Genomic DNA, 26,994 nt, shown 5'->3' with positions numbered 1-26,994 from the left:
CAGCAGCCGGATCATGGCCAATACATGCCCGGAGGCTATGAGCAGGGAGGCGTCTGGCCGCAAGGCTTTGCGCCGCAGCCTTACGGGCCGCAGGCTTTTACGGCCGGTCTGGCGTCTATCCCTCCAATGACGGGCAAGAAAGATTGCGGCTGCGGCTGCGGGGGAGCCAAGAAAGGGCACGGTCGGGCACCGGAAGCGGCAAACTTCCAGACATTCCCGTCCGGCTTCGCTCCTTATGCCGGTGGCGCGCAACAATCGCCGTACACGCCGTTTACAAGTTACGGCCAGCCGGATTGGGAACGGATCTGCCCACCCGCGTTTCTTGCCCCGTACGGCTACGGGACCGAGCAGGAAGGAGCGGTGAATCCCTACGCCCAGTTTCCTCAGCCGGCTTACGCCGTTTCGGGTCCGCAGGATCAGGAGACCGCTAACCGTATAGAGGGCCTCCGGGAATCCGCACAGGGAACCGGAGAAAACGAAGCCCGGATTCATCTGGTCGATGAGGAAGAGGAATCGGGCTCCTTCTTCGAACCTGAGGCCAGGGCCAAGAAAACGTCCGCTCCCAAAAAGGCCAAAACTTCCAAGAGCTCCGCACGCACGGTCATCCGCAAAGCGGGCCGCAGTGCGCCCAAACAGGCGGTTAGTGCAAATGTTCCTTGGATGAATGTTTAAGACCTTTGCTTACAGGCTTTGCGTATCAAGCAATAGTGAGCTTCCGCTCCGGCGATTCCTTCTGGGACGCCGGAGTTTTTCTTTTATGCCTACAACGAAAAGGTCTTGGAATTTCCTGCCCGCAGCCTCGCATCCTGCCCGCTGGAAATACATGTATAAGCTTTTCGGCTGGGGGAACAATAAGGGAAAACAGAGGATAGAAGGGGATTGCCGTGATGGTTTTCAACTTGCTGAAGCAATTGAAGAAAAAAATCCGTCTTAAACGCAAACGGCTGATATTCGGCAGTTACGTTCTGCTTGCCGCAGCCGCATACCTGCTGATTGCCTATGAATTCCCCAAGCCGGCTTACCGGGAAGCCGGCGCACCGCTCGGACAAGCTGCCGCGCCGGAAATCGATCGGGTTCTGAAAGCGCAGCAGGAACAAACGCTGCGGCAAATCCGCTCTGAAGGCGGTCAGCGGCTGACTTATATACAGCGCTCGTATGTATGCGGAGAGGAACAGCAGGAGCTGGGGCTGAAATCCGCGGAGGAGATTACGGCTTTGAACGGAGAACACCCCGACTGGATTGTAAGCTTGAATTCCGGGGGAAGTGTCATCTTTACCCAGCATATCGACGATCTGTCGCCGAAATGCAAACAGAGCGCTTACTTCGGCGTAGACGAGAGCGGAAACTTGTCTTTGTTTGACGGACTGCCGGCCAATGATAAAGTGATCCGTACTTTTTTCCAGCTCAATATCCAATACCTCGAAAGTACCCTGCCCAAAGAAACGGTCCATCAGCTTCACGAAGGAATACGGGTGTCGGATGTGGCGGAGTTCAACAGTGTCTTGTCCACATTCAGCGATTATGCCGTACAGGAGAGCGAAAAGGCGATGTCGCCCAATTACTAAAGCTGTTACGGGACAGGCCGGCATTTTCAACAAATTCTTTAAAAGGTTCCGCTCTGAAGGCGGAGCTTTTTTGTGTGAATATATATTTTGTAAAATTATATTGTGTACAATGTAATAGTGTGTTATTATTCAATCAGACAACGAAGCGCCTCCTGCGGCGCCTCCACTTCAAACTTTTAAAGGGATGGTGTTTGACCATGGAACATTTATACACAGCGGTAGCAACGGCCCAAGGCGGACGGAACGGGAAAGTAACTTCGGATGACGGCGTGCTGAACCTGGAGGTCAAAATGCCCAAAGAGCTGGGCGGTCCCGGCGGAGCGGCAACAAATCCCGAGCAGCTTTTTGCGGCGGGTTACGCGGCCTGCTTCGACAGCGCCCTGAACCTTGTGATGCGCCAAAAACAGATCCGTTCCGAAACACAGGTGACGGCTCACGTAACGATCGGTAAAGACGAGGCGGACGGGGGCTTCAAGCTGGCTGTCGAACTCAATGTGAGCATTCCCGGGGTGGAAATGGGAACGGCTAACGAGTTGGTCGCCGCCGCACACCATGTCTGTCCTTATTCGAAGGCTACACGGGACAATATCGACGTGTTTATCGATGTTGTCCAAGCGTAAATTTACAGCGAAACGAGACGGCTTCCGCGAGGGAGCCGTTTTTATTGTTGCAAGAGCGGTAGGGTTGTTGCGGGACTTCTATTTAGTTCAGGATTGGACCGAAGATGTTCGGAACATACCTGTAATTCAGACGGCGGACAGACCGCGAACAAGTGGGAGAATATTTACGGTTTGTCCAGCCTTTAAACACGCTATCCCTTTCGGCGAGAATTTGCTATAATGGAAAGTGATACATATGTTCGCTTTTTGGGGCATACAGGGGATGGGAGAGAACTTCTTTTGCGTATTCTGGGAATCGACCCGGGCATTGCGATCGTCGGTTTCGGGTTTATCGACAAGACCGGCAGCAAACTAACGCCCGTTCAGTACGGCTGTATACAAACCGAGGCCCATACCGATCCGGGTCTTCGGCTAAAGCAGGTTTATGATGCGGCCTGCCAGCTCATAGACAAATATAAACCCGACGCGATGGCTGTCGAGAAACTGTTCTTCAACCGGAACGTGACGACGGCCTTCACCGTCGGCCAGGCGCGCGGCGTGATTATACTCGCAGCCGTTCAGCGCGGAATACCCGTCGGCGAATACACGCCGCTCCAAGTTAAGCAGGCCGTTGTCGGCTATGGCAAAGCGGAGAAAATCCAAGTGCAGGAAATGGTCCGCATGTTTCTTAAGCTGTCCGCGATACCGAAGCCGGATGACGTGGCTGATGCGCTCGCCGTAGCGATCTGCCACGCACATTCATCCACGCTGCACGATAAAATCAAAGAGGTTACCAAACGATGATTGATTTCTTAAGAGGCAAATTAGCTGCGCGTGAAACGGAATACGTCGTTCTCGACGTGAACGGAGTCGGCTACCGCGTTTTTTGCGCCAACCCGTACGCGTTCGGATTGAAAGAAGACGCCGATGTCACGCTGTATACGCATTATCATGTGCGCGAAGACGCACACCTGCTGTTCGGCTTCCCGACAAGGGAGGAGCAGATGCTGTTCCGGCAGCTTATCGATGTCAGCGGCATCGGGCCCAAAGTCGCGCTCGGCATTCTTGCCGGAGGCCGCCCGGAAACGGTAGTCGCGGCTATCCAGCAGGAGAATATCGCTTTTCTTACCAAGCTGCCGGGTATCGGCAAGAAAACCGCACAGCGGCTTATTTTTGATTTGAAAGAAAAGCTGGGCGCACTGCCGGTTACGGAGCGCGATCTGGCCGTTTCGTTCGGCTTAGTGGACCCGTCGGATGAATTCGGCACCCAGGGAGTCTGGGGCGAAGTCAAGCAGGGTCTGCTCGCGCTCGGCTACACGGAAGCGGAAGCGGACCGCGCGTGGTCCCGCATCCAGCCGAAGGTTAAGGATACCGATCCTGCCGATGTCATCATGAAACAAGCCCTCCAGGCTCTGTTTCAAATGTAAGTTTTGGGGGAGATGACGATGGAAGACCGTATTATATCCGCGAACTTGATGATGGAAGACGAGATCGTGGAATTTTCCCTGCGCCCCCGGTACCTGGCGGAATATATCGGACAGACGCAGGCGAAGGAAAATCTCAAGATTTATATCGAAGCGGCCAAAATGCGCAAAGAGGCGCTTGACCACGTTTTGCTTTACGGACCTCCGGGGCTCGGAAAAACGACCCTGTCGAATATTATCGCCAACGAGCTTGGCGTCAATATCCGCACGACGAGCGGCCCCGCTATCGAGCGGCCCGGCGACCTCGCTGCGATTCTGACGAATCTGCAGGAAGGCGACGTGCTGTTCATCGACGAAATCCACCGCCTCCACCGGACGGTGGAGGAAGTGTTGTATCCGGCGATGGAGGATTTTGCGCTCGATATTATCATCGGCAAGGGGCCGAGCGCGCGTTCCGTACGGCTGGATCTGCCGCCCTTCACGCTGATCGGCGCGACGACTCGCGCAGGGCTGCTGTCGGCTCCGCTGCGGGACCGCTTCGGCGTAATCAGCCGGCTGGAATTCTACACCGTCGACGAGCTGTCGTATATCGTCAGCCGCACCTGCGACATTCTCCAGGTGCAGATCGTCGGAGAGGCGTCGCGCGAAATCGGGATGCGCTCCAGGGGCACGCCGCGTATCGCGAACCGGCTGCTGAAGCGGGTACGCGATTTCGCCCAGGTCAAAGGAGACGGGATCATTACCGTCGATCTGGCCCGCGAATCGCTCCGGCACATTCAGGTGGACGATCTCGGCCTTGACGAGATCGACCACAAAATGCTGAGAGCGATCATTACTTCGTTCCGTGGAGGCCCGGTCGGACTTGATACGATCGCAGCCACCATTGGCGAGGAAAGCCAGACCATCGAGGACGTGTATGAGCCCTATTTGCTGCAAATCGGCTTTTTGCAGCGGACTCCCCGCGGACGGATGGTCACGCATCAGGCGTACAGCCATTTGGGGCTGCCGATTCCGGAGCAAAATTAACCGGTGCAGGCTGCTCTCGGGTGGATCGGCAATCAGAGTGATGGCTCCAACCTTGTGTTCCGGGAGCAAATCTATATGGGGCGTTAAGCTTAAGTCTTGAAGCCGCTAGGTCGTATGCTCGCCGGCAGTATAACCACACACATAACGTACATGCACAGACTGCGCGCCTTTGGTACAGGTCTGTGCGTGTACTTTTTTTCATACCTAAACCCTCGGATTGGCTTAAACTTGTTCCTCCTTGATGCATTGAAAATTTCCATCTGTAATTATTGGTATGAATATTCCCGGCGTTCGAGGCTGCCTGTCCCTTTGGGGGAGTATGGAAAACAAAAAAACAAACCCGGAGCAGTTGCACTCGAATGAGTCAACTTTCCGGGTTTATTCATTAACTAGTTCGTCGAAGCGAGAAATTTATTTCGTCCGAACGCCGTCAATTAATTCAGTTTTTTCCAGCATTCGATGAATGAGCACCGTGCTTTCGGCTCGCGTAATATCTCTCTTGGGCTGAAGTCCGGTATCTGTACCGTTGATCAGCTTACTTTTCACGGCTGCGCTAACGCCTTGTCTGGCCCATGCATCAACCGAAGCACCATCAGCGAATGAGGACAGAACGGATTTTATATCTGCATCATTAACGTTTGGCTCCAAACCCGCGAGTTTCATGGCTCTGACCATCATGACCGCTGCTTCCTCACGAGTAACCGTCTTCTCAGGCTGGAACCTGCCGTCTTCATAGCCGTCAATTATGCCGTATTCCTGTGCCTTTGCAATCGCAGGATTGAACCAATCGGTTGCAGCTACATCTTTAAAGGCCAAGGTTTTTCCTTTATTGTCCATGCCCAGTGCCCGGACGATAATTGCTGCGAACTCTGCCCGAGTGATTGGTGCGTTAGGCGCAAAGTGCGTATCGTCAACACCGTTTACCACCATCCGCGATGCCATGTCATGGATAATGTCTTTCGCCCAATGTTCTTCCACATCTGCGAATGTCTTCTGATGCGCGATCAGTAAATAAGTGCTGTTGGTTAAGCTCTTCACAACCGCGTAATGGATGCCACCGCGGGTTATGAAGCGCGTCGGTACTTGACGAATTGATCCATCGTCATTCAGAACGACTGCCGTCGTGATTTTACTAGGGTCGATGCCGCTAGGAATCGGAATTTCACGCTCAACAAATTTGCTGAATTGGTCCATACTTACCGTCTTGTCCTTATAAGTGGCTGAAACCGTAAAATCTACAGGCGCAACCATGACCGTGAATTGACCTTTATCCGCCGCTGATCCAATGAAGTTTACCTTGGTCGCCTCGCTCTTCGCAATATCCACGCGTATGGAAAGATCGCTAGGCTTCACTTGCTGGCCGAATTGAGCCGATAGAGCAGCAAAATCAATCTGTGCGGCAGGCAGCTTGTAGCTGCCGTTAGGCGTCTCAATAGCAATCACAGCTTGTTTGAAGTTGTCCATTGCTTTCACGGCGTCTCCGTTCAGAGTCACAGACACTTTATCCGCGTCTTGATTTACGGGGATGACGAATGTTTGTTTGTCTCCACCCTTCTCAAGCTGCTCGACCAGCTTGGCAGCATCAACGGATACGTTTATAACTTTTTGACCGTTTTCGAATGTTACGGTACCGGAAGCATTTTGATCAATCGTCGTCTGGCCGCCGCTTGGCGTACTCGGAGAATTGTCGGAACCGGACGAATTTCCTCCCGATGACGAGGATGCGGCCTCCCGTGTTACGTTAACCATATAAGTTTTCGTCGCTCCGTCCGCTGCAGTCACTTCAGCAGAGATGATATTGCTTCCTACAGCAAGATTAATGGGGCTGCTCTTTTGACCGCTCAGAACTGCCGCTCCATTCACCTTTAGCGTCGAAAGAGGATCGTAAACCGAAGCGGTCACCGTTAACGACGAGACGCTGTTCGGAACTTCGGCCGTGTAGGCGAGAGTCCTGAAATCGAAAGCAGGGGTAAGCGTTCCCTGAGACAAAGCCAATGTGTGCAAATCTGTTTTATGACCCGCCTGCGGCATGACACTCACTTCTGCCGAAAGCGGGCTGACTCCATCCGCATTGCCTGCCTGAACCGCAAAATAATAGGTTGAGGCATTCGAGAGGCCGGTAATGAGAGTAGAGTAAGTGGCTCCGCTCACCGTCACTGCCGAGGAGGAGCCGTAGCTGCCCGGTGATGTTCCTTGGTATACCTGATAATAAGTAGCGCCTGTAACACTATCCCACTGCAAGAACGCTTGTCCGTCTCCCGGTGTTGCAACAAGTCCCGTCGGGGGCGCCGGAATTACCGGATTAACCGGTGGTACCGACGGATCGGGCGGGATAATGGCTCCCGTATAACGAGCCATTCGTATTTGGTTAGACACCCCGTTATATTCAAACCAGGAAACGTAAAGATCACCGTTATGTACTTCCATAACAGGAGCTACTGCCCGTCTCGATGAATCCACATTTAGACCGTTCGCACCGCCGTCGTCAGCAGCATACCAACTTGTACCGTTAAACTGTTTAACGCGTACTCGTTCGGCCCGTCCAGTCCATTCCGTCCAAGTCGCAAACAGTGTATCGCCGTATACCTTCAGAGCAGAGAGACTTTTACCCCCGCTGGAATCCGCAATGTTCTCAACCGACTCCCATCTGGTTCCGTCGAAACGCTTTACTTTCAGAAGAATTCGATCACTGCTGTTCTCACCCCACACCACGTACAATTCATTATTGAACACGATTAAAGAGCTGGAAACGTCGTCGGTACCGCCAACCTCTCCGTTATCTGCATATACCCACTCTTGTCCATTAAACTTTTTAACTCTCGTTTGGTAACTGTTCCCGTTCAGCTCTAACCAAGATCCGTATAATTCGTTCTGGAACATGGCTAAGCTCGGATCGCCGAACGTATGCGAAGCGGCTCGACCAAGCGATCTCCAGGTTCCATCGAATTTCTTCACTTGAATGTCGTATCCCACACTGCCTGCTTCGGCCCATACCGCATACATTCCGTCATCCGTTGTCAATAGATTAGGGAACAAAGCTTCGTTGCGAGGATCGGCGTTTAATCCGTTTCTGCAACAATCCTCGTCGTTTATCCAAGTATATCCGTCCACGAATTTTTTGACACGCAGTACCCAGACGTTTGCATTGTCGCGTTCTATCCAGGATGCGTATAACTGATTTTGGAATACGGCAAGTTTCGGACTTGCAGCCTCTTTTGTCGGATCCACATTCAAGCCTTGGGACTCAGATACGGGCAAAACGATTCCATTGGAATATTTGTTAACTTTAATCTTCCCTGCTTCGACCCATGCGGCGTATAGTTCACCATTATATTCTTTTAAATCAGGATCATATGCGTCTATTAGATTTCCATTTAACCCGACATTAATCTCTTCATAAGCGGGTAACCATGTGGCACCATCATACTTCATGACCCTGACTTGGTTCTGATAGCCGTTAAATTCAATCCAAGCAGCGTATAGACTATCACGAGTTGCGGACAATTGGAGATGCATTGCATTAGGCTGCGACGTATTCATAGCGAAAATGCCCTGGCTAGCCTCACCCCAATTATTGCCGTCATATTTTTTAACCCGGATTTCTCCGCCAAAATTATTGCCGTTTACCTCCGACCAAATCAAGTAAAGTGTATTGTTGTAAACATCCAAAATAGGGAACCTTGCATTTTTCGAAGCGTTCACATTTAATCCGACACTGCCGCCGCCATCAGCAGATGCCCAACTCGATCCGTCAAACTTCTTTACCCGGAGTTGTTTTCCCGATCCGTTATCTTCAGAATATGCAGCATACAAATCGTTGTTAAATACTTTCAGACTAGGGCTTTCTGCATAGGAAGAATCGTTGTTATTCAAACCGTTAGGCCCGTCGACAAAAGACCAAGTTGAGCCGTCGTACTTTTTGACCCGCACTCGGGATTTAGGCCAGTCGCTTTCACTCCAAGATACGTATAAGTTACCGTTATATACAACTGACGCGGGGGAACCCGCATGCAATGAAGGGTTCGCATTTAATCCGTCGTCACCGCCGCCATCTGCCGATGTCCAGACCGAACCGTTAAATTTTTTTACTCTGATTTGATAATATCCATTGGTATCCTCGACCCATATAATGTAGAGTTCGTTTTTATAGACAACTAGATGAGGGATATACGCGACAGCGGGAGGATTCATATTCAGACCGGTGCTGCCTCCGCCGTCTACAAAGGTCCAATTAGAACCATTATACTTTTTGACTCTTATCTGATTACCTATGTTCGATAATTCATACCATGTTATGTATAGTTCATTATTGTAAACCGTCATGACAGGACCAGTTGCGGTAGCTGAGGGATTAGCATGGAAGCCAACGCCTCCGCCAACATAGTCCCATTTCGTACCGTCATACTTTTTGATATGAATCGTTTTCTGGGTGTAGCCCACAGATTCAGACCACGCTGCGTAAACTTCGTTGTTAAATTGAATGAGACTGGGACTTGACGTTTCTTGTGTAACGTCCACATTTAAACCGACTGTAGAGTTCCCAATCGGCTGCCAATTCGTTGCGGCCATAGCCTTGTTAATGCCAAACGGCACCGGCATAACAGATAAAAAGAAAAGCAGGAAAGCCAAAAACATAGGGGTTAATCTTCGTTTGCGCAATTTCAGGTTCATTGCTTCAACACCTTTCGCAGTATGACTGGATGATTATTCCAATAATTGATTCGCCTTTATCCAGCATTTTCCTCCAAAAAACGATAAAGTTCGACCATGAACGATACAATTGTGACGGAAATATGAATGGATTAGTAAACAAGCGCTTCTGGATCGTGCTTGCGACCGAGGCGGAATCGCTCATTCTTTCTCATGTAAACGTCGTTGCTCTCGGATTTATCCTTATTGTGCAAGTGAACGTGTAAAACGGAGTCAGTTACAAAGCACTCATTGATAGACAGAAATTTAGAAGGCCAGCCGAAAGCACCGGCTGGCCTTCATTCGTCCCAAACAGCTCTTGCATTTACGCATCCGTTAGCCGATATAAAAATATAGACACCCGGCTCGGTATTCGGACTTTTGCCGTATTTTGTCACAACTTATCGTTGAAAACTGCGTCTAATAGTTGATAGAATACTAGAGTTGGATTCATTTACCAGACTCATATCCCCAAACGGAAAGGATTGTTTGCACCTATGAAGAACAGCCGGATAAGCTGGAAAGTGGTCACGGCCGCCTTGCTGGCGCTGGTGCTGGCAGCGGGATTGTTCGGCAGCGCCGCGCTCCCGCTACAAGCAGCGGTTCCGAAACTCGATACGATTCGGGTCGGCCTTTTTATCGAACATGAAAGCTACCGTACTCCCGAGCAGGTGGTCACCCTCTCATCGGACAAAGGCTTTAAGCTGGGAGTGCGTACCCCCGCCGGGGTTGTGAACCTTGCGGCGGAGGGCGGCGCAACCCTGAAAGCCTCCCTGGACGGTTACGGGGTCCGCGTGCTGGAAACGGCGAACTGGAGTGAGGCGAAAGCCGCTTACGACAAGCTCCAGAGCTCGCCTTCCGATCGCGCCTACATCATCAACCGCTCCAAAAAGGGAGCTGCCGTGTATCAGGTATACTACGGCAGCTATGCGGCAAAGGAAACGGCCAACGCGGCGAAAGCCAAAGCGGTCAAGGCTACCGGTTCCGCGCAAGCGGTTCTGTCCGGGCCTCTGCATTGGTCTGCCGGCACGTATGCCACGGCCGCCGAAGCGGAGAAGCAGGCTGCGGCCGTCTCCCAGGCAGGAGCGGACGCCGACGTCGTCCTGACGTCGGACGGTTCGGGACAAGCCGGGTACAGTGTATGGGTAGGCGGCGAGGCGGACGAGGCCGGGCTGGCCGCCGTCAAAGCCGCTTTGCCGGGCGTAGCCCTGCAGCCGGCCGATACGGCATCGGCGTACCTGATCAAACGGGCGGACGCCACGGCCGCTGCAGCGGCGGTTCCCCATTATTTCTCGGGTGCGGGCTCGCAGAAAACCTGGCTTGACGGCAACGGTGCCGGAATCAAAGTAACCGAAAAGTCGAATCAGGTCTACCGGGGCAGCATGGAAATCAGCCGCTACAACGGCAAATTCGCACTTGTTAACGAGCTTCCGTTCGAAGAGTACCTGTACTCCGTGGTCAGCTCCGAGATGGACGGCAGCTTTCCGCTGGAAGCGTTGAAAGCGCAGGCGGTTGCCGCTCGTACGTTTGCGATTAAAAAAGGGATGAAATACGGCATCGCTCATCTTAGCGATTCGACTACAGACCAAGCTTATAGAGGAATGCTCCGCGAAGCCGAGATCGTCCGTCAGGCGGTCGATGCGACTAAAGGTGAAGTGCTGGTGGACAAGTCGGGGATTATCGGAGATCCTTTGTACTCCTCCAATTCCGGCGGGCAGACTGCCGACGCTTCCGAAATCTGGGGCAATGCGGTTCCCTATCTGAAAAGCGTAGCCAGTCCCGACGAGGGGGCGGCTAAAGGCAAGCCTGTCTGGTACCGGGTTGCTCTGCTTTCCGGAGAGACCGGCTATGTCAGCGGCACTTACCTGAAGAAAACGGGCGAGAAGAGCGCGGCCGGTCTTGAAATAGCCGCATCCACGCAAGGAGGCGTAAATGTCCGCACGCTGCCGAGCACGGACAGCGCCAGCTCTCCGGCAGTCGCCCAGCTTAAGGACAAGGAGCGTGTCACCCTGCTGGAACAGGTGACGGAGTCAAATTCCTACAGCTGGTTCAGGGTGTACGACCGCGCCCAGATGGAGAAGCTGCTCACAGGTGCGGGAGTCAAGCTGAACGGACCTCTCCAGTCGCTGGAAGTAAGCAAAAGAGGACCGTCCGGACGAGCTACCGAGCTGAAAGCAAACGGGGAAGTGGTGAAGGTCAAATACCCGAACGACCTGCGAAATGTTTTGGGCGGCCTGCCCAGTACCCTGTTTGAAATTGAGGAACCGGGAAGGTATACTATAGTTGGTGCAGACGGTAAACCGACCGCTCAAACGGCGGGTTCTGTCCAGGTTATCGGGGGAACCCAGGCCAAACCGCAAAAAGCGGGGGCCGACCTGTTCGTCATGGGAGCGGACAGCCAGGTGCGCAGCGTCGCATCGGGCGCGGCCGGCTTCGTGATCCGCGGGACAGGCAACGGGCACGGACTCGGCATGTCCCAATGGGGAGCCAGAGGTCTGGCGGAACAGGGGAAAACCTACACCGAAATTTTACAAACTTACTATACCGGAGTTTGGACGACTAAGGAATGAGAGACATAAATGGACGTACAAGATTTTGATTACGATTTGCCGGAAGAATTGATTGCCCAGACACCGCTCCTGGAACGGACGCAGTCCAGGCTGATGACGCTCGACAAGCAGTCGGGCGCCATCGCTCATCATACGTTTGAACAGTTGGCCGATTATTTGAAAGCCGGGGATCTGCTCGTGATGAATGACACGCGAGTCATTCCAGCCCGGCTTTTTGGCGTGAAGGCGGACACGGGGGCCAAAGTGGAGCTTCTGCTGCTCAAGCCGCTGGGCGAGGACCGCTGGGAAGCTTTGGCCCGCCCCGGCAAGCGGATTAAAACCGGCACCGAGCTGCTGTTCGGTGTACAGCCGGAGACGGCTGCGGACGGTACGCCGGTCGTTCCGAAGGAAGCACCGCTTTCGGCGGTGGTCGAAGCCGAAGGGGAGATGGGAGCGCGCACCGTTCGCTTCCGTTACGAAGGTATTTTTAACGAGATCCTGGATAAGCTGGGAGAAATGCCGCTACCTCCTTATATTAAGGAACAGCTGCCCGAGAAGGAGCGCTATCAGACGGTCTATGCCCGCCATGCGGGTTCCGCTGCCGCTCCGACCGCCGGCCTGCATTTTACCGGCGATTTTCTCGACAAGCTAAAAAGCCGGGGCATCCGTCTGGCCTTCGTGACTCTTCACGTCGGGCTCGGGACGTTCCGTCCCGTATCCGCCGACAAGGTGGAAGAGCACGAGATGCATGCCGAGTACTATGAGCTTCCGCAGGAAACGGCGGACCTCATCAACGAGACGACCGCCGCAGGCGGCCGCATCGTCGCGGTCGGCACGACCTCGACGAGAACGCTGGAAACCGCGGCCCGCCAGTCGCGGTCGGCATCGGAAGCGCAAGGCGGCTCCGTCCATACGGACAGCGGGAAGCCTTACATTCGCGCTTGCAGCGGGTGGACCAGCATTTTCATTTATCCGGGCGTGGAGTTTCAGCTTGTCGATGCGATGCTGACGAATTTCCACTTGCCTAAATCGACGCTGCTGATGCTGATTTCCGCCATGGCCGGCCGGGAGAGCATTTTGAACGCTTACCGCGAAGCCGTGGAGCGGAAGTACCGCTTTTTCAGCTTCGGCGACGCGATGTTTATTTATTGAATCCAGAAGGGAAGACAACTATGGCTGCGGTTACTTATGAACATATCAAGACCTGCAAGCAGACCGGGGCAAGGCTCGGTCGCGTACATACTCCGCACGGTGTGATCGAAACGCCGGCTTTCATGCCGGTAGGCACCCAGGCGACGGTAAAAACGATGAGCCCGGAAGAACTGAAAGCGATGGACGCTCACATTATTTTGAGCAACACGTACCATCTCTTCCTCCGGCCGGGCCATGAGCTTGTGAAAAAAGCAGGCGGCCTTCATAAATTTATGAACTGGGACCGCCCGATTTTAACGGACAGCGGCGGCTTTCAAGTATTCAGCCTAAGCGATATCCGTAAAATTACGGAAGAAGGCGTGCAGTTCCGTTCCCACCTGAACGGGGACAAACTCTTTATCTCGCCGGAAAAAGCCATGGAAATCCAGAACGCGCTCGGCTCCGATATTATGATGGCCTTCGACGAATGTCCTCCCTACCCGGCGACTTACGAGTATGTGAAAGACTCCCTGGAGCGTACGACCCGATGGGCGGAACGCTGCCTGAAGAGTCATGCCCGTCTGGGCGATCAGGGACTGTTCGCGATCGTGCAGGGCGGCATGTACGCCGATTTGCGCAAGCAGAGCGCGGAGCAGTTGACTTCCATGGATTTCCCGGGGTATGCTATTGGAGGATTGAGCGTAGGCGAGCCTAAGCACCTCATGTATGAGATGCTGGAATGCACGACACCGCTGCTTCCGACCGGGAAGCCCCGCTACCTGATGGGAGTGGGTTCACCCGACGCACTGATCGAAGGCGCTATCCGCGGCGTGGATATGTTCGACTGCGTACTGCCGACACGGATCGCCCGCAACGGCACCGTGATGACGAGCGCCGGACGTCTCGTTATCCGCAACGCGAAACACGCCGACGATCTCGGACCGCTTGATCCGGAGTGCAGCTGCTACACGTGCACGAACTACAGCCGCGCCTATATCCGTCACCTGATCAAGGCTGACGAGACCTTCGGCATCCGGCTGACCACGTACCACAATCTGCATTTTTTGCTTGAACTGATGAGGGGTGTCAGACAAGCCATCCGCGAAGATCGCCTCGGCGATTTCCGGGACGAGTTTTTTACAAAGTATGGTCTTCACGACAACGACAAAGGTTTTTAACTGAAGGAGGATCTCAACGATGTCCAATCTGGCCGCAGCAGCCAATGCTAGTCCGTACGGAAGCTTAGTGACGTACATTCCGCTTATTTTGATGTTCCTGGTTCTTTATTTCCTGCTGATCCGCCCGCAGCAGAAGCGGACGAAAACCCGCAACATGATGCTGGCTAACTTGAAGAAAAACGACAAGATCGTTACAATCGGAGGCCTGCACGGCACGATCCTGGAGATTACCGATGACATCGTCGTTCTGCGCGTTAACGATGCGACCAAAATGACATTCGACCGTTCCGCGATTAACACCGTTGTAACGAGCAGCGCGGTTGCAGAAGAGAAAAAATAAGAGCGAATCACATACACAAAAGGCGAGTTCCTCGACCGACCGGTCTAAGGAACTCGCCTTTTTTACGTATCCGCAAGCTACTTCACCAATTATTCGCTGACTTCCTGCTTCTGGAGCCTGCGCTGCGGCAGAAGAACTCTACTGAAGAACGGACGCTCTTCGCTGATGCTCAGGCCGAGACGGGCCGCGAACACACCGAGAAGGACACCGCCGCACATGTCGGTCAGCCAGTGGATTCCCAGGTAGAAGATCGAGAAGATAATCACCACGCAGCTGAGGAGGGAAAACCATTTCCAAAGCCGGTTCCGGGAACGGCTGGCAAGCAGCGCCATGGAAACGGAAATGGAAGTGTGCAGGCTCGGGAAACAATTGTCGAGCCCGGACAAAGGCCGGTATTCCGCTTCGAATTTAGGAAATACTTCCAAGATCAGCAGCTTTACGTTGGGATGGAACGCCCACACTTCCTGGACGGGGAAGAACAAATAAAACGGAATGGCGATGATGTAATTGATCATGACCGTATAGCAAAGCGCATAAAAAAGACGGTATTTCTTCTGGTACGTATAAATCAGAATCGATACGATCATGAGACAGGGAAATACGATCACATAAAAAATACTGGTAACCAGAGTGACGGTATTGTTATAGAACAAGTGCTGGAAACCTGCTACGAAGTCTCCTTCCAGCCCGTGTATTTTTGCCGTGAAATCGGCTGTGTAGTGCATTTTGGATTCAATCCAAAGCTCGACTTTGTTGAAAAAGAGAATAGCCATGACCGCCGCAAAATGAAAGAAAAACTTCCGCTTTGTGAAAAAGTCCTGTACGAATGCTCCTGCGACAAAAAACGGATTTTTCCGCAAAGACAAGTACAGGAGAACGTAGATGGAAATCACAATATATACGGTTGCGTGGGTCATGGATTGTAACGGATACATTGCATTTCCCCCTAAAATTCAAAAAGGTATAAGAGAACTAAGATATTATATCATAGTCGGAGTAGTAGGTGTGCAATTTCAGGGGTCGCTCCATTATTTACTGCTGGAATTAACGCCGATCATACCGCCGAGCGCACCGGCAACGAAAGCGAATCCGGCCAGGACTAGCGTTTTCAGATCGAATGCGGTATCAACCGCAAGGAAGCCGATAGTCCAGACGATCAGCGCATAGAAAATGCCCAGCATGCCGCCGTAATACCAGCCTTTGCGGCCCGCGCGTTTACCCGCAACCCAGCCTCCTACAAAAACGGAAAGCCCGTGTGTGATATAAGCCAGGGTGGAAAGCGAAGACTCTTGCGTACGGCTGAGAAGCAGGATCAGCGACGTTAATACAGTTCCCGCAACCAGCATAATGAACGCATAGAGAAGGCCGGAAAGAAATGGCGAAGATAGACGGACCTGGCTCACCTTATTAATCGGAATCATGACATAATCCTCCCTTTCCCTTAAGAACATTTCGGTATCATCATTCTATGGACCTGTTCATAAGAATAGTACAGGTTCCGCTTGTACGCGGTTCCGTGGGAAAGGGGGACGGGAACAAGATGCATGAAGCTGTGCAGAATGCCGGCTGGCAGGCAGCAGCGGCTGCAGTCGTCGCCCTGATGGCGGTAGGTCTGGGTCTGAAATTTGTCCGCTGCCGCGCCTGGTTTCCGCTGGCGGGAGCAGCTGTTTTATTGGCGGCCGGAATTGCGGGTCCCCCAGCCGCCGTGATAGAGACCGTCCCGTGGAGGGCGCTCGCGCTTGCGCTGACCATGGGAATAATCGCCGCCGTAATCGAAGAAGCGGGATGGCTCCAACTGACGGCGGTAAGATTTTACCGGCTGACTTCGGCGAATCCGCAAAAGATGCTGGCCATGTCCATGATGCTGGCCGCCGCCGCGTCGGCACTTCTGGACGGATTAACCGCCATGGCGGCTCTTCTACCGCTTCTCCTGGCTTTTACGAGAGCCTGGAAAATACCGCCTTCTCCGTTCGTAATCGGCATGATGCTGGCCTGCAACCTCGGAAGCGGCCTCTCCGTTGCCGGAACCATGCCGGCGCGGCTGATCGGGACTGCAGGCGAACTTGGCCTGACGGGCGTCTGGCTCGTGCTGGGTCCCCTCCATGCCGTTCTGCTTGTTCTCGCTTATCTGATGATCCGGACGGTGTATGCCGATAAGCTGAAGGTAGGCACGGAAAGGCTCCGGGAGCTTCAAACCGCGGCTTCCGGTATGGATGGAAGCAAGGGGGATATCCGCAATCCGGCCATCGCCCTGGGTTTGATCCTGCTGGCATATATTTGTGCCGATCTGTCGGGTCTTGACCTGATTTGGATTTCCGGAGCTGGTGCAGCCCTATTGTTCCGATCGGTAATTAAACGACGGGGAAGCCTCAAAAGTTTCGCGGCCGGCTTTGTCCCGCTCCTTGCGCTGACTGCCGGCTGGCTTCTTATCGCCGGTGCTCTCGTCCAGACAGGCGTGCTTGAGACCGCGGCCGGGTGGCTGATGAAGGCAAGCTCGGGAGACGATCAGCGGGCCGTGCTGGCCGTTCTCTGGATGTCCGCCGTCGGCGCGGCTTTTTCGGACGGGACGGCCTGGACCGCATTTTCCGTTCCCGTCGTTCAGATTGTGAGTGAACAATTGCAGGCCGTCTCTCCGGATCATGCGGGAAGGCTCTGGTATGTCCTGCTTTCGGGCATCCACTTAGGCGCCAATGCGACCAGCTTCAGTTCTTTTTCCAGTCTTCTGGCCTTCGGAGTCGCTTGCTCGCGGAAAAACGGGCTGACCTTCCGGGAATATGCACGGATCGGGGTGCCGTTTTCTCTATTTTCACTTACCCTGGCGTCCCTGTATTTAGTCGGATTCTGGTTTGGCAACAATTGAGGGACTTCGGGGCCGCATGAAGGGGAAGAGGGGCGGTCAGACTACCAGGTAAACTCCGAGAACGGACCTTCCGGGAGGATACCATGGAACTGCTGACGATTTTTTTACGCACCGTTATGATCTATTTTGTCGTTTTCGTCATGCTCCGTATTATGGGGAAACGCGAAATCGGCAAGCTTTCGGTTTTCGATCTGGTAATTTCGATTATGATTGCCGAAATTGCCGTATTTGTACTGGAAGACATACGCATGCCCATGGCTAACGGAATGGTGCCGATGATTACGCTCGTGCTCATTCAACTGCTGATGGCGTTCATTACGCTCAAAAGCCAGCGTTTCCGCACGTTATTCGAAGGCCGTCCCAGCGTCCTGATCGAACACGGGAAGCTTAACCGCGAAGAAATGCGCAAACAGCGCTACAACCTCGATGATCTGATGATGCAGCTGAGACAGCACAAGGTTATGAACGTGGCCGATGTCGAATTCGCTATCCTGGAGCCATCCGGTAAGCTGAGTGTGGTCGAAAAGTATCATCCCAGCCGCAAGCCCGAAATGGGACCGGTCGAGAGCGGGCGCATCCGTTATGCGGGGCTGCCCGTAGCTCTGGTCATGGACGGTAAAGTCCAGGAAGATAATTTGCAAAAAGTGGGCCAGACCCGTTTCTGGCTCAAGAGCGAGCTTAAGAAGAAGGGGATAGCCGATTTCAAGGAAGTTTTCTTCTGTTCCGTCGATCACCGGGGTTATTTGTATGTGGATAAAAAGGACCGGGTTTAAACAATGAAAAAGCCGGACTGCACAAGAATCTGTGCGTACCGGCTTTTCCGTATGGGGCGGCGGATCAAGGTTTGCGGATGATTTTCCGCCCGAGTGTAAGCAATCGGGACAAGTCCGATCTGTTAACGATTTTGAGCACCGTTACGGCCGCCAGATAGGCCGTTAAGGCGGCAGCCGAGGCGAGGAGGAAACTGACACCGGCGGGCAGGCTGCCGATGGACCGGTAAACGGCGTAGCAGCATAAGGAGGCGATGCCCATGGCGGCGGACACTTTGGCCACATCGCTGCCGCGCAGTGTAAACTTCAGATGCCGCAGCACACTTAACCCGTGGAGGAAGGTGACCAGGACAATGTTCACGCAGCTGGCCATAACGGCGCCGAGTATGCCGAACTCCGGTTTGCTCGCCAGCCATACGATCAGCAGAAGCTTGATGAGGGAGCCGATCAGCGTGTTGATGAGCGCGCTGCCGGGTTTGTCCAGCGCCTGCAGCGCGGCTTGAAGAGGAGCCTGCAGGTAGATGAAAATCGCGACCGGCGCCAGCATTTTAAGCATGACTGCGATGTCCTTCTGCCCGTACATGAGCAGACAAAGCGGGTCGGCCAGCACATACATGATGACGGCGAAAGGAGCGCCCGTAACAAGCGCCAGGCGTAACGACTGATGCATGCGTTTGTGAATGGTCTTCAGATCTTTGCGCGCCGCCGCCTCGCTGAGCGACGGAACGAGCGAAACCGAGAGCGAGGAAGTCAGGGCGCTCGGCAGCAGGATGATCGGAATGATCATCCCTTGGAGGGCGCCGTACTGCGCGGTCGCGAGTGCGGTGGCGATACCGGCGGCCGCAAGACTGTGCGCGATGAGAATGGATTCGAGCAGGTAGGAGCCTGCCCCCACGAGGCGGCTGGCCGTAATCGGCAGGGAAAGCGTCAGCAGACGGCGCAGTTGGGTCATCCGGCCCTGCGCGGCGCTTGTGCCGATCTGCGCCTTGTTCACGGGCATGTTATTCTTGCGTTGCAGCTTGTAATGGATGAGGAGCACGAGCATGCCCGCGATTTCACCGATGGTGACGCCGATCATGGCGCCGGCGGCCGCCCATGAAATGCCGTAGGGAAGCAGGGCGAAGGAGCAGAGAAGAACCATGACGATGCGCACCAGCGTCTCTATGGTCTGGGAAGTCGCCGTGGGGATCATGTCCTGCTTTCCCTGAAAATAGCCCCGGAGAACCGAGGATACGGCGATAATCGGTATAATCGGGCTCATGCAGAGAAAAGTAAAATAGACGCGCTCGTCCGTCAGCAGATGGGAGGTTATCCAGCGCGCCCCCAGTATGCAGACTGCGGTAAAGATCCCCGATATGCTCACGGAAAGCGTGAGGGCGAGCTTAAGAATGCGCGCCGAACGGCGGTAGTTGCGCTCGGCTTCCGCCTCGGCCACGAGTTTGGATACGGCGAGGGGAATGCCTCCCGTTACAATCGTAAGAATAACGATCAGGAACGGCCAGCCCATCTGATAGAGGCCGACACCTTCGGCGCCGATTACCCGGGGAAGCGTGATCCGCGGGATGAAACCGAGGATCCGGTTTACGATGCCTGCGGCCAGCAAAATCATCGTCCCTTTTAGAAAAGACTGCTTGGTCAACGTTCACTCCCTCTTCCGTAACGGGTTCTACTAGAGGATATGCGGGCAATGGCCAAGCTCATGCCAAACTTTTTGGGGATAGGGGCCGGGCGATGCAGGAAAACCCGTTTTTGTAAGCGAATATAGCAAGTAAGGAACAGAACGTGTACGTTGCCGTTACAGCAGCTAAGGGGGGAATAAATATGAATTCGGAAACGGACAAATTGGAGACGGCATCAGCCGCGGCAGAGGAGCAATCCGGGGCCCCGGAAGACGCCAAAGAAAAAACGGAAGCCCCGCTGTTGCCGGAAGGACTTCTTGAAGCGGAAGCGCTGGCCGAAGCGGAGTCCCTGGAAACGATGCTGGAACCCGAAGAGATAATAGAAGAAGACAAAGAAGCGGATGTCGCGGACGGACGGCCAGAAAGCCGCGGAACGCTGCATGAATCCGGGCGTGAAGCCGAAACAGACGAGGCGCCAGAAACGTCAACGGTTGTGGAAATCAGCTCCATGGATGAAACGGCGGCTGCTGCCGAACCCGTGCAAGCGGTCGTGATCGATCCTGCCGATTCGTTTGAAGTGGAAGCGGAGCCGGCATTCGACATGGCGGTCGAAGGGGAAGTTGATACCCCGGTTGTGCCAAGCACGGAAGAGGAACCCGAACCCGAGCGTCTCACCGACCGGGAACTCAACGAGATGATCGAAGGCTTATGCCTCAGCAAGGCGGAGGAGTTCCAGATGATCGGTTACGAGCATGTCAAGGGGGAAGAAATCTGGGAGTGCATAAACGACAGGTATAAGAAGAAAGGTCTGCCGCCGCTTCATCAGGTTGTCAACGATATTTTGTCGCTTAAACCTAATCAGTTTATGAATTATTTGACGTTAAGCATGTATCGAAGGTCCTGATCGGCTTTTCGGGCCTTTTTTTGTTTGGTGTGGTAAAAAACGTCAAATTGACTCGTTTTTCGCGTGTGGGTATAATAGGAATATTGAGTTGGGAAGGGAGATTATCAAGGCATGAATGTAAAACGGATCTCGGCGTTTTTCATAACCGTCATTGTCACGCTGGCCGTGATCGCAACGACGAGTCCCGGGCTTCTTGGCAAGATCAAGCTCGGTTTGGATTTAAAAGGAGGGTTTGAGATCCTCTACGTGGCTGAGCCGTTTACGGCCGGTCAGAAAGTAACCCCCGCGACTTTGAAGAAAGCGGCGGAAAGCATCGCGCAGCGCGCGGACAAGCTCGGCGTAGCGGAGCCGGAAGTTCTCGCCGAAGGCGAAAACCGTATCCGCGTCCGTCTGGCGGGCGTACAGAATGAAGACGAAGTGCGCCAGAAAATCGGCAAACCGTCTTCCCTTACGTTCCGCGATCCCGATGGCAACAACATGCTGATCGGTACCGATTTTGTCGAAGGCGGAGCCTCGGTCGGTTACGATTCTACGAACCAGCCGGTGGTACAAATCAAGCTGAAAGACCGCAGCAAATTTAAAGATGTTACTACAAAAATGGTAGGAAAGCCCCTGTCGATTTTTCTCGATGAGGAAAAGCTGTCCTCGCCCATGGTTAACACCCCGATCGATAGTGACGTAGCTACGATTACAGGCAGTTTCAAGTTCGAAGAAGCGCAAAAGCTGGCCGACACGATCAACCTCGGTGCCCTCCCTCTGAAATTGACGGAGAAGTACACACAGGTAGTCGGCGCTTCCCTTGGACAAATGTCTCTGGAGCAAACGATCCGCGCGGGGATTATCGCATCCGTTATCATTCTGGTCTTTATGATTCTCCTTTACCGTTTGCCGGGTATTATTGCGGCCTTTACGCTTATCACGTATACTTGGCTGCTTCTTGTGCTGTTCGATTGGATCAACGCGACACTGACCCTTCCGGGAATTGCGGCACTCGTGCTCGGGATCGGGATGGCGGTCGACGCCAATATCATTACGTACGAACGGATCAAAGAAGAAATCCGCAGCGGCAAGAGCATTCCGTCTTCGCTTAAAGCGGGCTCCAAAGCTTCGTTCCGCACGATTATGGATGCGAACATTACGAACATCATTTCCAGCCTTGTTCTCTATTACATCGGTAACGGGGCTATCAAAGGCTTTGCTTTGACCACGATGCTCAGTATTATCGTGAGTATCTTGACGAACGTGTTCTTCTCGAGATTCCTCATTCACCTGCTCATTAAGGGCAATGTGTTTAAAAAGCCCGGTTATTTTGGCGTGAAGGAGGCGGAAATCCGTGAACTATAGTAACAAATTCAACTTTGTCAAACACCGGAATATTTTCTTCGCAATCTCCGGTATACTCGTATTGGCCGGAATCGTGACGCTCCTGCTGTTCCAAATGAACTACGGCGTCGACTTTAAAGCAGGTACTTCCATCGACGTTTCGGTAGGACAAGCGATTACCAAAGAGAAAGCGCAGGAGATTTACAAAGGCGCGGGCTTTGATCAAACGGTCACGGTCGGCGGAGCCAACGGCGACCGCGTTTCCACCCGTTTCGATGAAATTTTGGGCAAAGAACAGGTCGATAAAATCAAGGCGGCTTTCGAAGCCCCTTATAAAGATAAGGTGTCCATGGAAGTGAACACCGTATCGCCCGACATTGCCAAGGAACTTGCCATTAAAGCGATCATCGGTATTCTTATCGCGAGTGTGGCGATCAGCATCTATGTGAGTATCCGGTTTGAATGGAGATTCGCGGTAGCTGCCATTATTTCCATTCTTCACGATGCGTTTATCGTCGTCGCGATGTTTGCCATCTTCCGTTTCGAGGTCGACTTGCCGTTCGTAGCCGCCGTACTGACTACCGTCGGTTACTCCATTAACGACAAGATCGTTATCTTCGACCGGATTCGCGAAAACCTTCGTTTCGCCAAGCTGAAAACTCCGGAAGATCTGGAGAAGCTTGTTCATGACAGCACCTGGCAAACGATGGCCCGGAACATCAACACGGTCCTTACCGTATTGATCGCGGCTGTCTGCCTCTTTATTTTCGGCAGCGAATCTATTAAATTATTCGCCTTGGCGAAAATCATCGGTCTGACAAGCGGCGCATACTCTTCCATCTGTATCGCGAGCCCGCTGTGGTACCTGCTCAAAAGAAACTCGCTCGGCAACAAGCGCAAAGCCGCTCCTGCCGCAGCCGCAAAAGAATAAGCTCACTGCCGCGTGAATCCTTGTTCCCGCGGCTTTTCCTTGACATGAGATAGAAGCGTCACCCAGCAAACTATTCATTAGGAGAGTCGACATGTCAGACGAACGATTTCAGAAAGCCGAAGTCGCCGCGTGGATTGGAATAGGTGGCAACATCGGTCTTACGGTTCTTAAAGGTGTGGTCGGTGTGATGGCGGGAAGCCGGAGTCTCTTGGCGGACGCCGTGCATTCCGCTTCGGATACAGCGGGTTCATTCGCTTCGCTGCGGAGTCTGAAAGCGCCGGGAACTCCCGTCGACCATGGCCGCTCCTACGGTCGTGACAAAGCGGAATCCATAGCCGCGATTCTAATTGCGGTCATTATGACGATCATTTCCGTGGAAATCAGCATGAACGCGGTGAAGGATATGGTTTCCGGCGTACATAACGCGCCCGAGAGCTATGCGCTTATTGCCGTTATCGCTTCCCTTGTTTGCAAAGAAGTCATGTTCCGGTACAATTACTGGGTCGGGAAAAAGCTCGGCTCACGCGATCTCGTGACCGGCACCTGGGAACACCGTTCCGGCGTGTATTCCTCGATTATGGCGCTGGCCGGGGTAGGAGGCGCTCTGATCGGTGAAAAAATGGGCTGGGGGTTTATGTATTACCTCGACCCGGCAGCGGCCGTCGCCGTTACCCTTCTTATCGTTAAAAACAGCTACGGGGTTATTACCGACGCGCTGCAGAAAACGATGGACCGTGCCCTGCATCAGGAAGATGCGCGGGATATGATCGACGCCGTACAAGGCGTAAAGGGCGTTATTTCCGTAGAAGACCTCCGAGCCCGGGAACACGGGCATTATGTCATTGTGGAGCTCAGAATCAGCGTGAATCCTCGCATTTCCGTTCTGGAAGGCAACGATATTGCAAGATCGGTCAAGTACCAGCTCATGAAAAAGTTTATACACCTTTCGGATGTCACGATTCACGTATTCCCTTATGATTCGGGTTATCCTTACAAAAACGGTATTGATGCCGCTGCAAATGACAGCGAGCAGATGCTTCATTAACGAATGAACAAAGAAATGATTATGCAAGTTTAGGAGGAACAACGTGCTGGAATCCAAAGCAAGATGGCGGTTGGGCGCTGGAGACGAGGCCGTTGCCGGGCAGCTTTGCGATGCTCTCGGGATCGATCCGCTGCTTGCCAGGCTGCTTGTGCTGCGCGGAATTAGCAGCGTTCCCGAAGCCGAACAGTTTCTCAGCGGAGGAAGCGGTCATTTTCACGACCCTTTCCTGATGGAAGGCATGGAAACGGCGGTCAGCCGGATCCGATCCGCCCTCAGCAGCGGAGAAAAAATTCGTGTCTACGGCGACTACGATGCGGACGGGGTCAGCTCGACGGCGCTTATGGCTCACCTGCTCCGAGGTTTGGGCGCCAATTTCGACACCTACATTCCGCATCGAGTCAAAGAAGGCTACGGTTTGAATAAAGGGGCCGTTGATCTCGCCAAAGAGCAAGGAGTATCTCTGATTATCACGGTCGATACCGGTGTAAGTGCGGTAGAGGAAGTCGCTTATATTCAAGAGCTTGGCATGGACGTCATCGTGACGGACCATCATGAACCGCCCGGTACGCTGCCTCAGCCGCTTGCCCTGATCAATCCCAAGAAAGAAACCTGCCCCTATCCGTTTAAGGGGCTTGCAGGTGTTGGGGTCGCTTTAAAACTGGCCCAGGGACTGCTGGGCCGTCTGCCCGAAGAACTGCTGGAGATTGCCGCAATCGGCACCGTAGCGGACTTAATGCCGCTGCATGACGAGAACCGGCTTATCGTTAAGCTCGGACTGGAAAGAATGAGAAAGTCGGCTTATCCCGGACTGCGTGCCTTGATGGACGTCTCGGGTGTCGACCGGAGCGGAGTGAATGCCACGCACATCGGATTCAGTCTCGCGCCCCGGATCAATGCCAGCGGCAGGCTGGAGCATGCCTCGACGGCTCTCAAGCTTCTGGTGACGGAAGACGAAGCCGAAGCGGTATCAATCGCGGAAGAGCTCGATCTGCTGAACAAAGAACGCCAGTTCATTGTAGACGAGCTGACGGGACTGGCTAAGGCCGCCGTGCAAGAAGAACAGGACGGGGCTTTGAAGCGGGGAGAAACGCCCAAAAACTTCCTCGTCGTATCCGGCGAAAAATGGAATGTCGGCGTCGTCGGTATCGTTGCTTCACGACTGGTCGACACTTATTACCGGCCGACCATCGTGCTCAGCATAGATCCCGATACGGGCATGGCCAAAGGTTCCGCCCGTTCCATCGCGGGTTTCGATATGTATCAGGCGCTGACGCACTGCGCCGATCTCCTGGATCATTACGGCGGGCACCAGGCTGCAGCCGGCATGTCGCTGCGCAGGGAGAACATCGCCGAGTTTGAACGGAGGCTGAATGTTCTGGCCGGAGAATGGCTCAGCGCGGAAGATTTTATCCCGCTGCTTGCCGTCGATGCGGAATGCAGCCTTAGCGAGGTGCCTCTCGAATGCATCGAGGAGCTGGAGAAGCTGGCGCCGTTCGGAGTAGGCAATCCGGCGCCGAAGATTTTGTTCAGCGGCCTCCGTCTCGATGAAATCAAGCTGATGGGCCGTGAGCGCCAGCATCTCAAGCTGGTTCTCACGGATGCCGCCGCCGAGATCGCGGCCGGAGTCGAGGCCGTGGGCTTCGGCAAGGGCTGGCTTGGCAGCCTGATGACGCCGCAGGCGCCCGTTGACATTGTCGGAGAGCTCTCCGTCAATGAGTGGAACGGCGTGCGCAAGCCGCAGCTCATGCTGCAGGACTTGCGCATCCCGGCTCTCCAGGTCTTCGACTGGAGAGGTAAACCCGCCGCGCGCGTCGGCGAAGACCTGGCCGCGCTCGGCGAGCGGCTCGCCGCCCTTCCGGGGCGCGGCTCCGCCCGGCCGCCGGCCCTTGTCCTCTTCGGCGAAGAGGACCGGGCGCCCGGCGCCGGCGGGCGTCCGGCAGGCCCCGTGTGGCGGTGCCTGCCGGACGGGAGCCTGGCAGCGGACAATGAAGCGGCCCGGGAACTTCAGTTCCCGGAGATGACCGACATTGTCCTCTGCACGGCTCCCCGCTCGCTCGCGCAGCTGGAGCGGGCGCTCGCCCAGGCGGACGGCATACGCCGGTGCTATGCCGTCTTCGCCGATCCCGTGCCGCAGGACGGCGGCGCGATGCCTACGCGTGACCAGTTCAAAGCGGTCTACGCGTCCGTCAGGCAGCAGGGCATGTGGGACTTGCGCAATCCCGCCCTGCTGCAATCGTTCAGCCGCCGGTCAGGCTTATCGGCGGCGATGATCTCTTTCGTCCTCGATGTGTTCGAGGAACTGGGATTCATCGAGAAAGCCGGAGGCGTCGTCCGCCCGGTAGCCGCTCCGTCCAAGCGTGACCTGACGACCTCGAGAAAATACCAGGAACGTCTGTCGCGCGCGGAAGTCGACCGCGTCTGCGTGTATACGTCCGCCAAAGAATTAAGCGACTGGATTGCAGGCTGCCGTTCATCGCAGCAGCTGTCGTCCGCGCAACCCACATAAATGGAGGAATCCCCATGAATTTCAAAGAGTACATCCGCGTCATCGAAGATTTCCCGCAGCCGGGCATCCGTTTTAAAGACATTACGACCCTGCTGCAAAATGGGGCTGTATACAAAGAAGCGATCGACGAGATCGCCCGTTTCGTTAAAGACAAAGAAATCGACCTGATCGCGGGTCCGGAAGCACGCGGGTTCGTCGTGGGCGCTCCTCTTGCCTATGCGCTTGGAGTAGGTTTCGTGCCGATCCGCAAGAGCGGCAAGCTGCCGGGCAAAACCATTGAAGCGGACTACTCCCTGGAGTACGGCAAAGACAAGCTGGCGGTGCATGACAATGCGATCAAACCGGGCCAGCGCGTGCTGATTGCCGACGATCTGCTTGCAACCGGCGGCACCATCAAAACCTGCGTCAATCTGATCGAACAACTGGGCGGAGAAGTCGCGGGTTCGGCATTCCTGATTGAGCTGACTTACTTGAACGGCCGCGAGCAGCTGCCTGCTGGCAAGGATGTCTTCACTTTGATCCAGTATTAAGGTTA

General features: G+C 54.1%; 24 protein-coding genes. 20 read left to right on the top strand and 4 right to left on the bottom strand.

Translation table 11 applies throughout. From position 1 onward, the window contains the following. From HMPREF1207_RS06210 to ruvB, 7 genes are all read left to right on the top strand, one after another. Positions 1-672, top strand: a 672-nt coding sequence (locus HMPREF1207_RS06210; protein WP_016423507.1) for a hypothetical protein, incomplete at its 5' end; no start/stop codon positions are given. Positions 673-757: 85 nt separating this feature from the next. Beyond that, a complete protein-coding gene (locus tag HMPREF1207_RS29660; RefSeq protein WP_170318603.1) occupies positions 758-934 on the top strand; it encodes a hypothetical protein in 177 nt (58 codons plus the stop codon). Continuing rightward, positions 888-1,565, top strand: coding sequence for a BofC C-terminal domain-containing protein (locus HMPREF1207_RS06205; RefSeq protein WP_009671929.1), 678 nt, complete (start codon positions 888-890; stop codon positions 1,563-1,565). Before HMPREF1207_RS29660 ends, HMPREF1207_RS06205 begins: the two co-directional genes overlap by 47 nt. A gap of 197 nt (positions 1,566-1,762) precedes the next feature. Beyond that, positions 1,763-2,185: an organic hydroperoxide resistance protein gene (locus HMPREF1207_RS06200; protein WP_009671928.1), complete on the top strand. Its 423-nt coding sequence runs from the start codon at positions 1,763-1,765 to the stop codon at positions 2,183-2,185. 279 nt (positions 2,186-2,464) lie between these two features. Further along, a complete protein-coding gene (gene ruvC / locus HMPREF1207_RS06195) occupies positions 2,465-2,968 on the top strand; it encodes a crossover junction endodeoxyribonuclease RuvC (protein WP_009671937.1) in 504 nt (167 codons plus the stop codon). Then, positions 2,965-3,591: a Holliday junction branch migration protein RuvA gene (gene ruvA / locus HMPREF1207_RS06190; protein ID WP_009671933.1), complete on the top strand. Its 627-nt coding sequence runs from the start codon at positions 2,965-2,967 to the stop codon at positions 3,589-3,591. The genes ruvC and ruvA overlap by 4 nt, the downstream gene beginning before the upstream one ends. An 18-nt stretch (positions 3,592-3,609) precedes the next feature. Further along, on the top strand, positions 3,610-4,614 hold the full coding sequence (gene ruvB, locus HMPREF1207_RS06185) for a Holliday junction branch migration DNA helicase RuvB (protein ID WP_009671941.1): 1,005 nt from the start codon (positions 3,610-3,612) through the stop codon (positions 4,612-4,614). 411 nt (positions 4,615-5,025) lie between these two features. Here ruvB and HMPREF1207_RS06180 read toward each other — a convergent pair whose 3' ends face one another. Then, entirely contained in the window at positions 5,026-9,285 is a 4,260-nt protein-coding gene (locus HMPREF1207_RS06180) for an S-layer homology domain-containing protein (protein ID WP_009671942.1), read from the bottom strand. Positions 9,286-9,407: 122 nt separating this feature from the next. On the opposite strand from HMPREF1207_RS06180, the gene HMPREF1207_RS30535 reads away from it, so the two are divergent. The 5 genes from HMPREF1207_RS30535 to yajC all read left to right on the top strand — a co-directional run bounded on the left by HMPREF1207_RS30535 (position 9,408) and on the right by yajC (position 14,501). After that, positions 9,408-9,530, top strand: coding sequence for a hypothetical protein (locus HMPREF1207_RS30535; protein ID WP_269212165.1), 123 nt, complete (start codon positions 9,408-9,410; stop codon positions 9,528-9,530). A gap of 270 nt (positions 9,531-9,800) precedes the next feature. Further along, complete coding sequence (locus HMPREF1207_RS06170; protein ID WP_009671938.1) at positions 9,801-11,873, top strand: SpoIID/LytB domain-containing protein; 2,073 nt, start codon at positions 9,801-9,803, stop codon at positions 11,871-11,873. Between the two features lie 9 nt (positions 11,874-11,882). Continuing rightward, complete coding sequence (queA, locus tag HMPREF1207_RS06165) at positions 11,883-13,004, top strand: tRNA preQ1(34) S-adenosylmethionine ribosyltransferase-isomerase QueA (protein ID WP_009671925.1); 1,122 nt, start codon at positions 11,883-11,885, stop codon at positions 13,002-13,004. A gap of 20 nt (positions 13,005-13,024) precedes the next feature. Further along, positions 13,025-14,161: a tRNA guanosine(34) transglycosylase Tgt gene (tgt, locus tag HMPREF1207_RS06160; protein ID WP_009671939.1), complete on the top strand. Its 1,137-nt coding sequence runs from the start codon at positions 13,025-13,027 to the stop codon at positions 14,159-14,161. Between the two features lie 19 nt (positions 14,162-14,180). After that, on the top strand, positions 14,181-14,501 hold the full coding sequence (yajC, locus tag HMPREF1207_RS06155; RefSeq protein ID WP_009671943.1) for a preprotein translocase subunit YajC: 321 nt from the start codon (positions 14,181-14,183) through the stop codon (positions 14,499-14,501). A gap of 89 nt (positions 14,502-14,590) precedes the next feature. Here the strand turns inward: yajC and HMPREF1207_RS06150 are convergent, their stop codons facing one another. Together HMPREF1207_RS06150 and HMPREF1207_RS06145 are read right to left on the bottom strand one after the other, a co-directional pair. Further along, positions 14,591-15,436, bottom strand: a complete 846-nt coding sequence (locus HMPREF1207_RS06150) for a phosphatase PAP2 family protein (protein WP_009671935.1) — start codon at positions 15,434-15,436, stop codon at positions 14,591-14,593. 93 nt (positions 15,437-15,529) lie between these two features. Continuing rightward, the gene (locus HMPREF1207_RS06145) at positions 15,530-15,922 is read right to left on the bottom strand and encodes a TIGR04086 family membrane protein (RefSeq protein WP_009671936.1); all 393 of its coding nucleotides are present in this window, start codon (positions 15,920-15,922) and stop codon (positions 15,530-15,532) included. 119 nt (positions 15,923-16,041) lie between these two features. On the opposite strand from HMPREF1207_RS06145, the gene HMPREF1207_RS06140 reads away from it, so the two are divergent. Together HMPREF1207_RS06140 and HMPREF1207_RS06135 are read left to right on the top strand one after the other, a co-directional pair. Continuing rightward, a complete protein-coding gene (locus HMPREF1207_RS06140) occupies positions 16,042-17,361 on the top strand; it encodes an SLC13 family permease (RefSeq protein WP_009671945.1) in 1,320 nt (439 codons plus the stop codon). Between the two features lie 83 nt (positions 17,362-17,444). After that, positions 17,445-18,134 carry a DUF421 domain-containing protein gene (locus tag HMPREF1207_RS06135; RefSeq protein WP_009671932.1) on the top strand — a complete coding sequence of 230 codons (690 nt, stop codon included), beginning with the start codon at positions 17,445-17,447 and terminating at the stop codon, positions 18,132-18,134. Positions 18,135-18,198: 64 nt separating this feature from the next. On the opposite strand, the gene spoVB is transcribed toward HMPREF1207_RS06135, so the two are convergent. Next, positions 18,199-19,770, bottom strand: a complete 1,572-nt coding sequence (gene spoVB, locus HMPREF1207_RS06130; RefSeq protein ID WP_009671924.1) for a stage V sporulation protein B — start codon at positions 19,768-19,770, stop codon at positions 18,199-18,201. 182 nt (positions 19,771-19,952) lie between these two features. Here spoVB and HMPREF1207_RS30645 point away from each other — a divergent pair, with 182 nt between their 5' ends. From HMPREF1207_RS30645 to HMPREF1207_RS06100, 6 genes are all read left to right on the top strand, one after another. Then, a complete protein-coding gene (locus tag HMPREF1207_RS30645; protein ID WP_009671934.1) occupies positions 19,953-20,654 on the top strand; it encodes a post-transcriptional regulator in 702 nt (233 codons plus the stop codon). Between the two features lie 111 nt (positions 20,655-20,765). Next, positions 20,766-21,998: a protein translocase subunit SecD gene (gene secD / locus HMPREF1207_RS06120; protein WP_009671946.1), complete on the top strand. Its 1,233-nt coding sequence runs from the start codon at positions 20,766-20,768 to the stop codon at positions 21,996-21,998. Beyond that, on the top strand, positions 21,988-22,908 hold the full coding sequence (secF, locus tag HMPREF1207_RS06115; protein WP_009671926.1) for a protein translocase subunit SecF: 921 nt from the start codon (positions 21,988-21,990) through the stop codon (positions 22,906-22,908). Before secD ends, secF begins: the two co-directional genes overlap by 11 nt. Positions 22,909-22,999: 91 nt before the next feature. Continuing rightward, positions 23,000-23,953, top strand: a complete 954-nt coding sequence (locus HMPREF1207_RS06110; protein WP_009671940.1) for a cation diffusion facilitator family transporter — start codon at positions 23,000-23,002, stop codon at positions 23,951-23,953. Between the two features lie 43 nt (positions 23,954-23,996). Further along, positions 23,997-26,459, top strand: a complete 2,463-nt coding sequence (gene recJ, locus HMPREF1207_RS06105) for a single-stranded-DNA-specific exonuclease RecJ (RefSeq protein WP_009671931.1) — start codon at positions 23,997-23,999, stop codon at positions 26,457-26,459. Positions 26,460-26,473: 14 nt separating this feature from the next. After that, positions 26,474-26,989 carry an adenine phosphoribosyltransferase gene (locus HMPREF1207_RS06100; RefSeq protein WP_009671930.1) on the top strand — a complete coding sequence of 172 codons (516 nt, stop codon included), beginning with the start codon at positions 26,474-26,476 and terminating at the stop codon, positions 26,987-26,989. The last annotated feature ends 5 nt before the right edge of the window (positions 26,990-26,994 follow it).

Source organism: Paenibacillus sp. HGH0039, assembly GCF_000411255.1.
Taxonomy (GTDB): Bacteria; Bacillota; Bacilli; order Paenibacillales; family NBRC-103111; genus Paenibacillus_F.
Note: the sequence above shows the minus strand (reverse complement) of the source record. Positions and strands in the feature narration are given on the sequence as shown.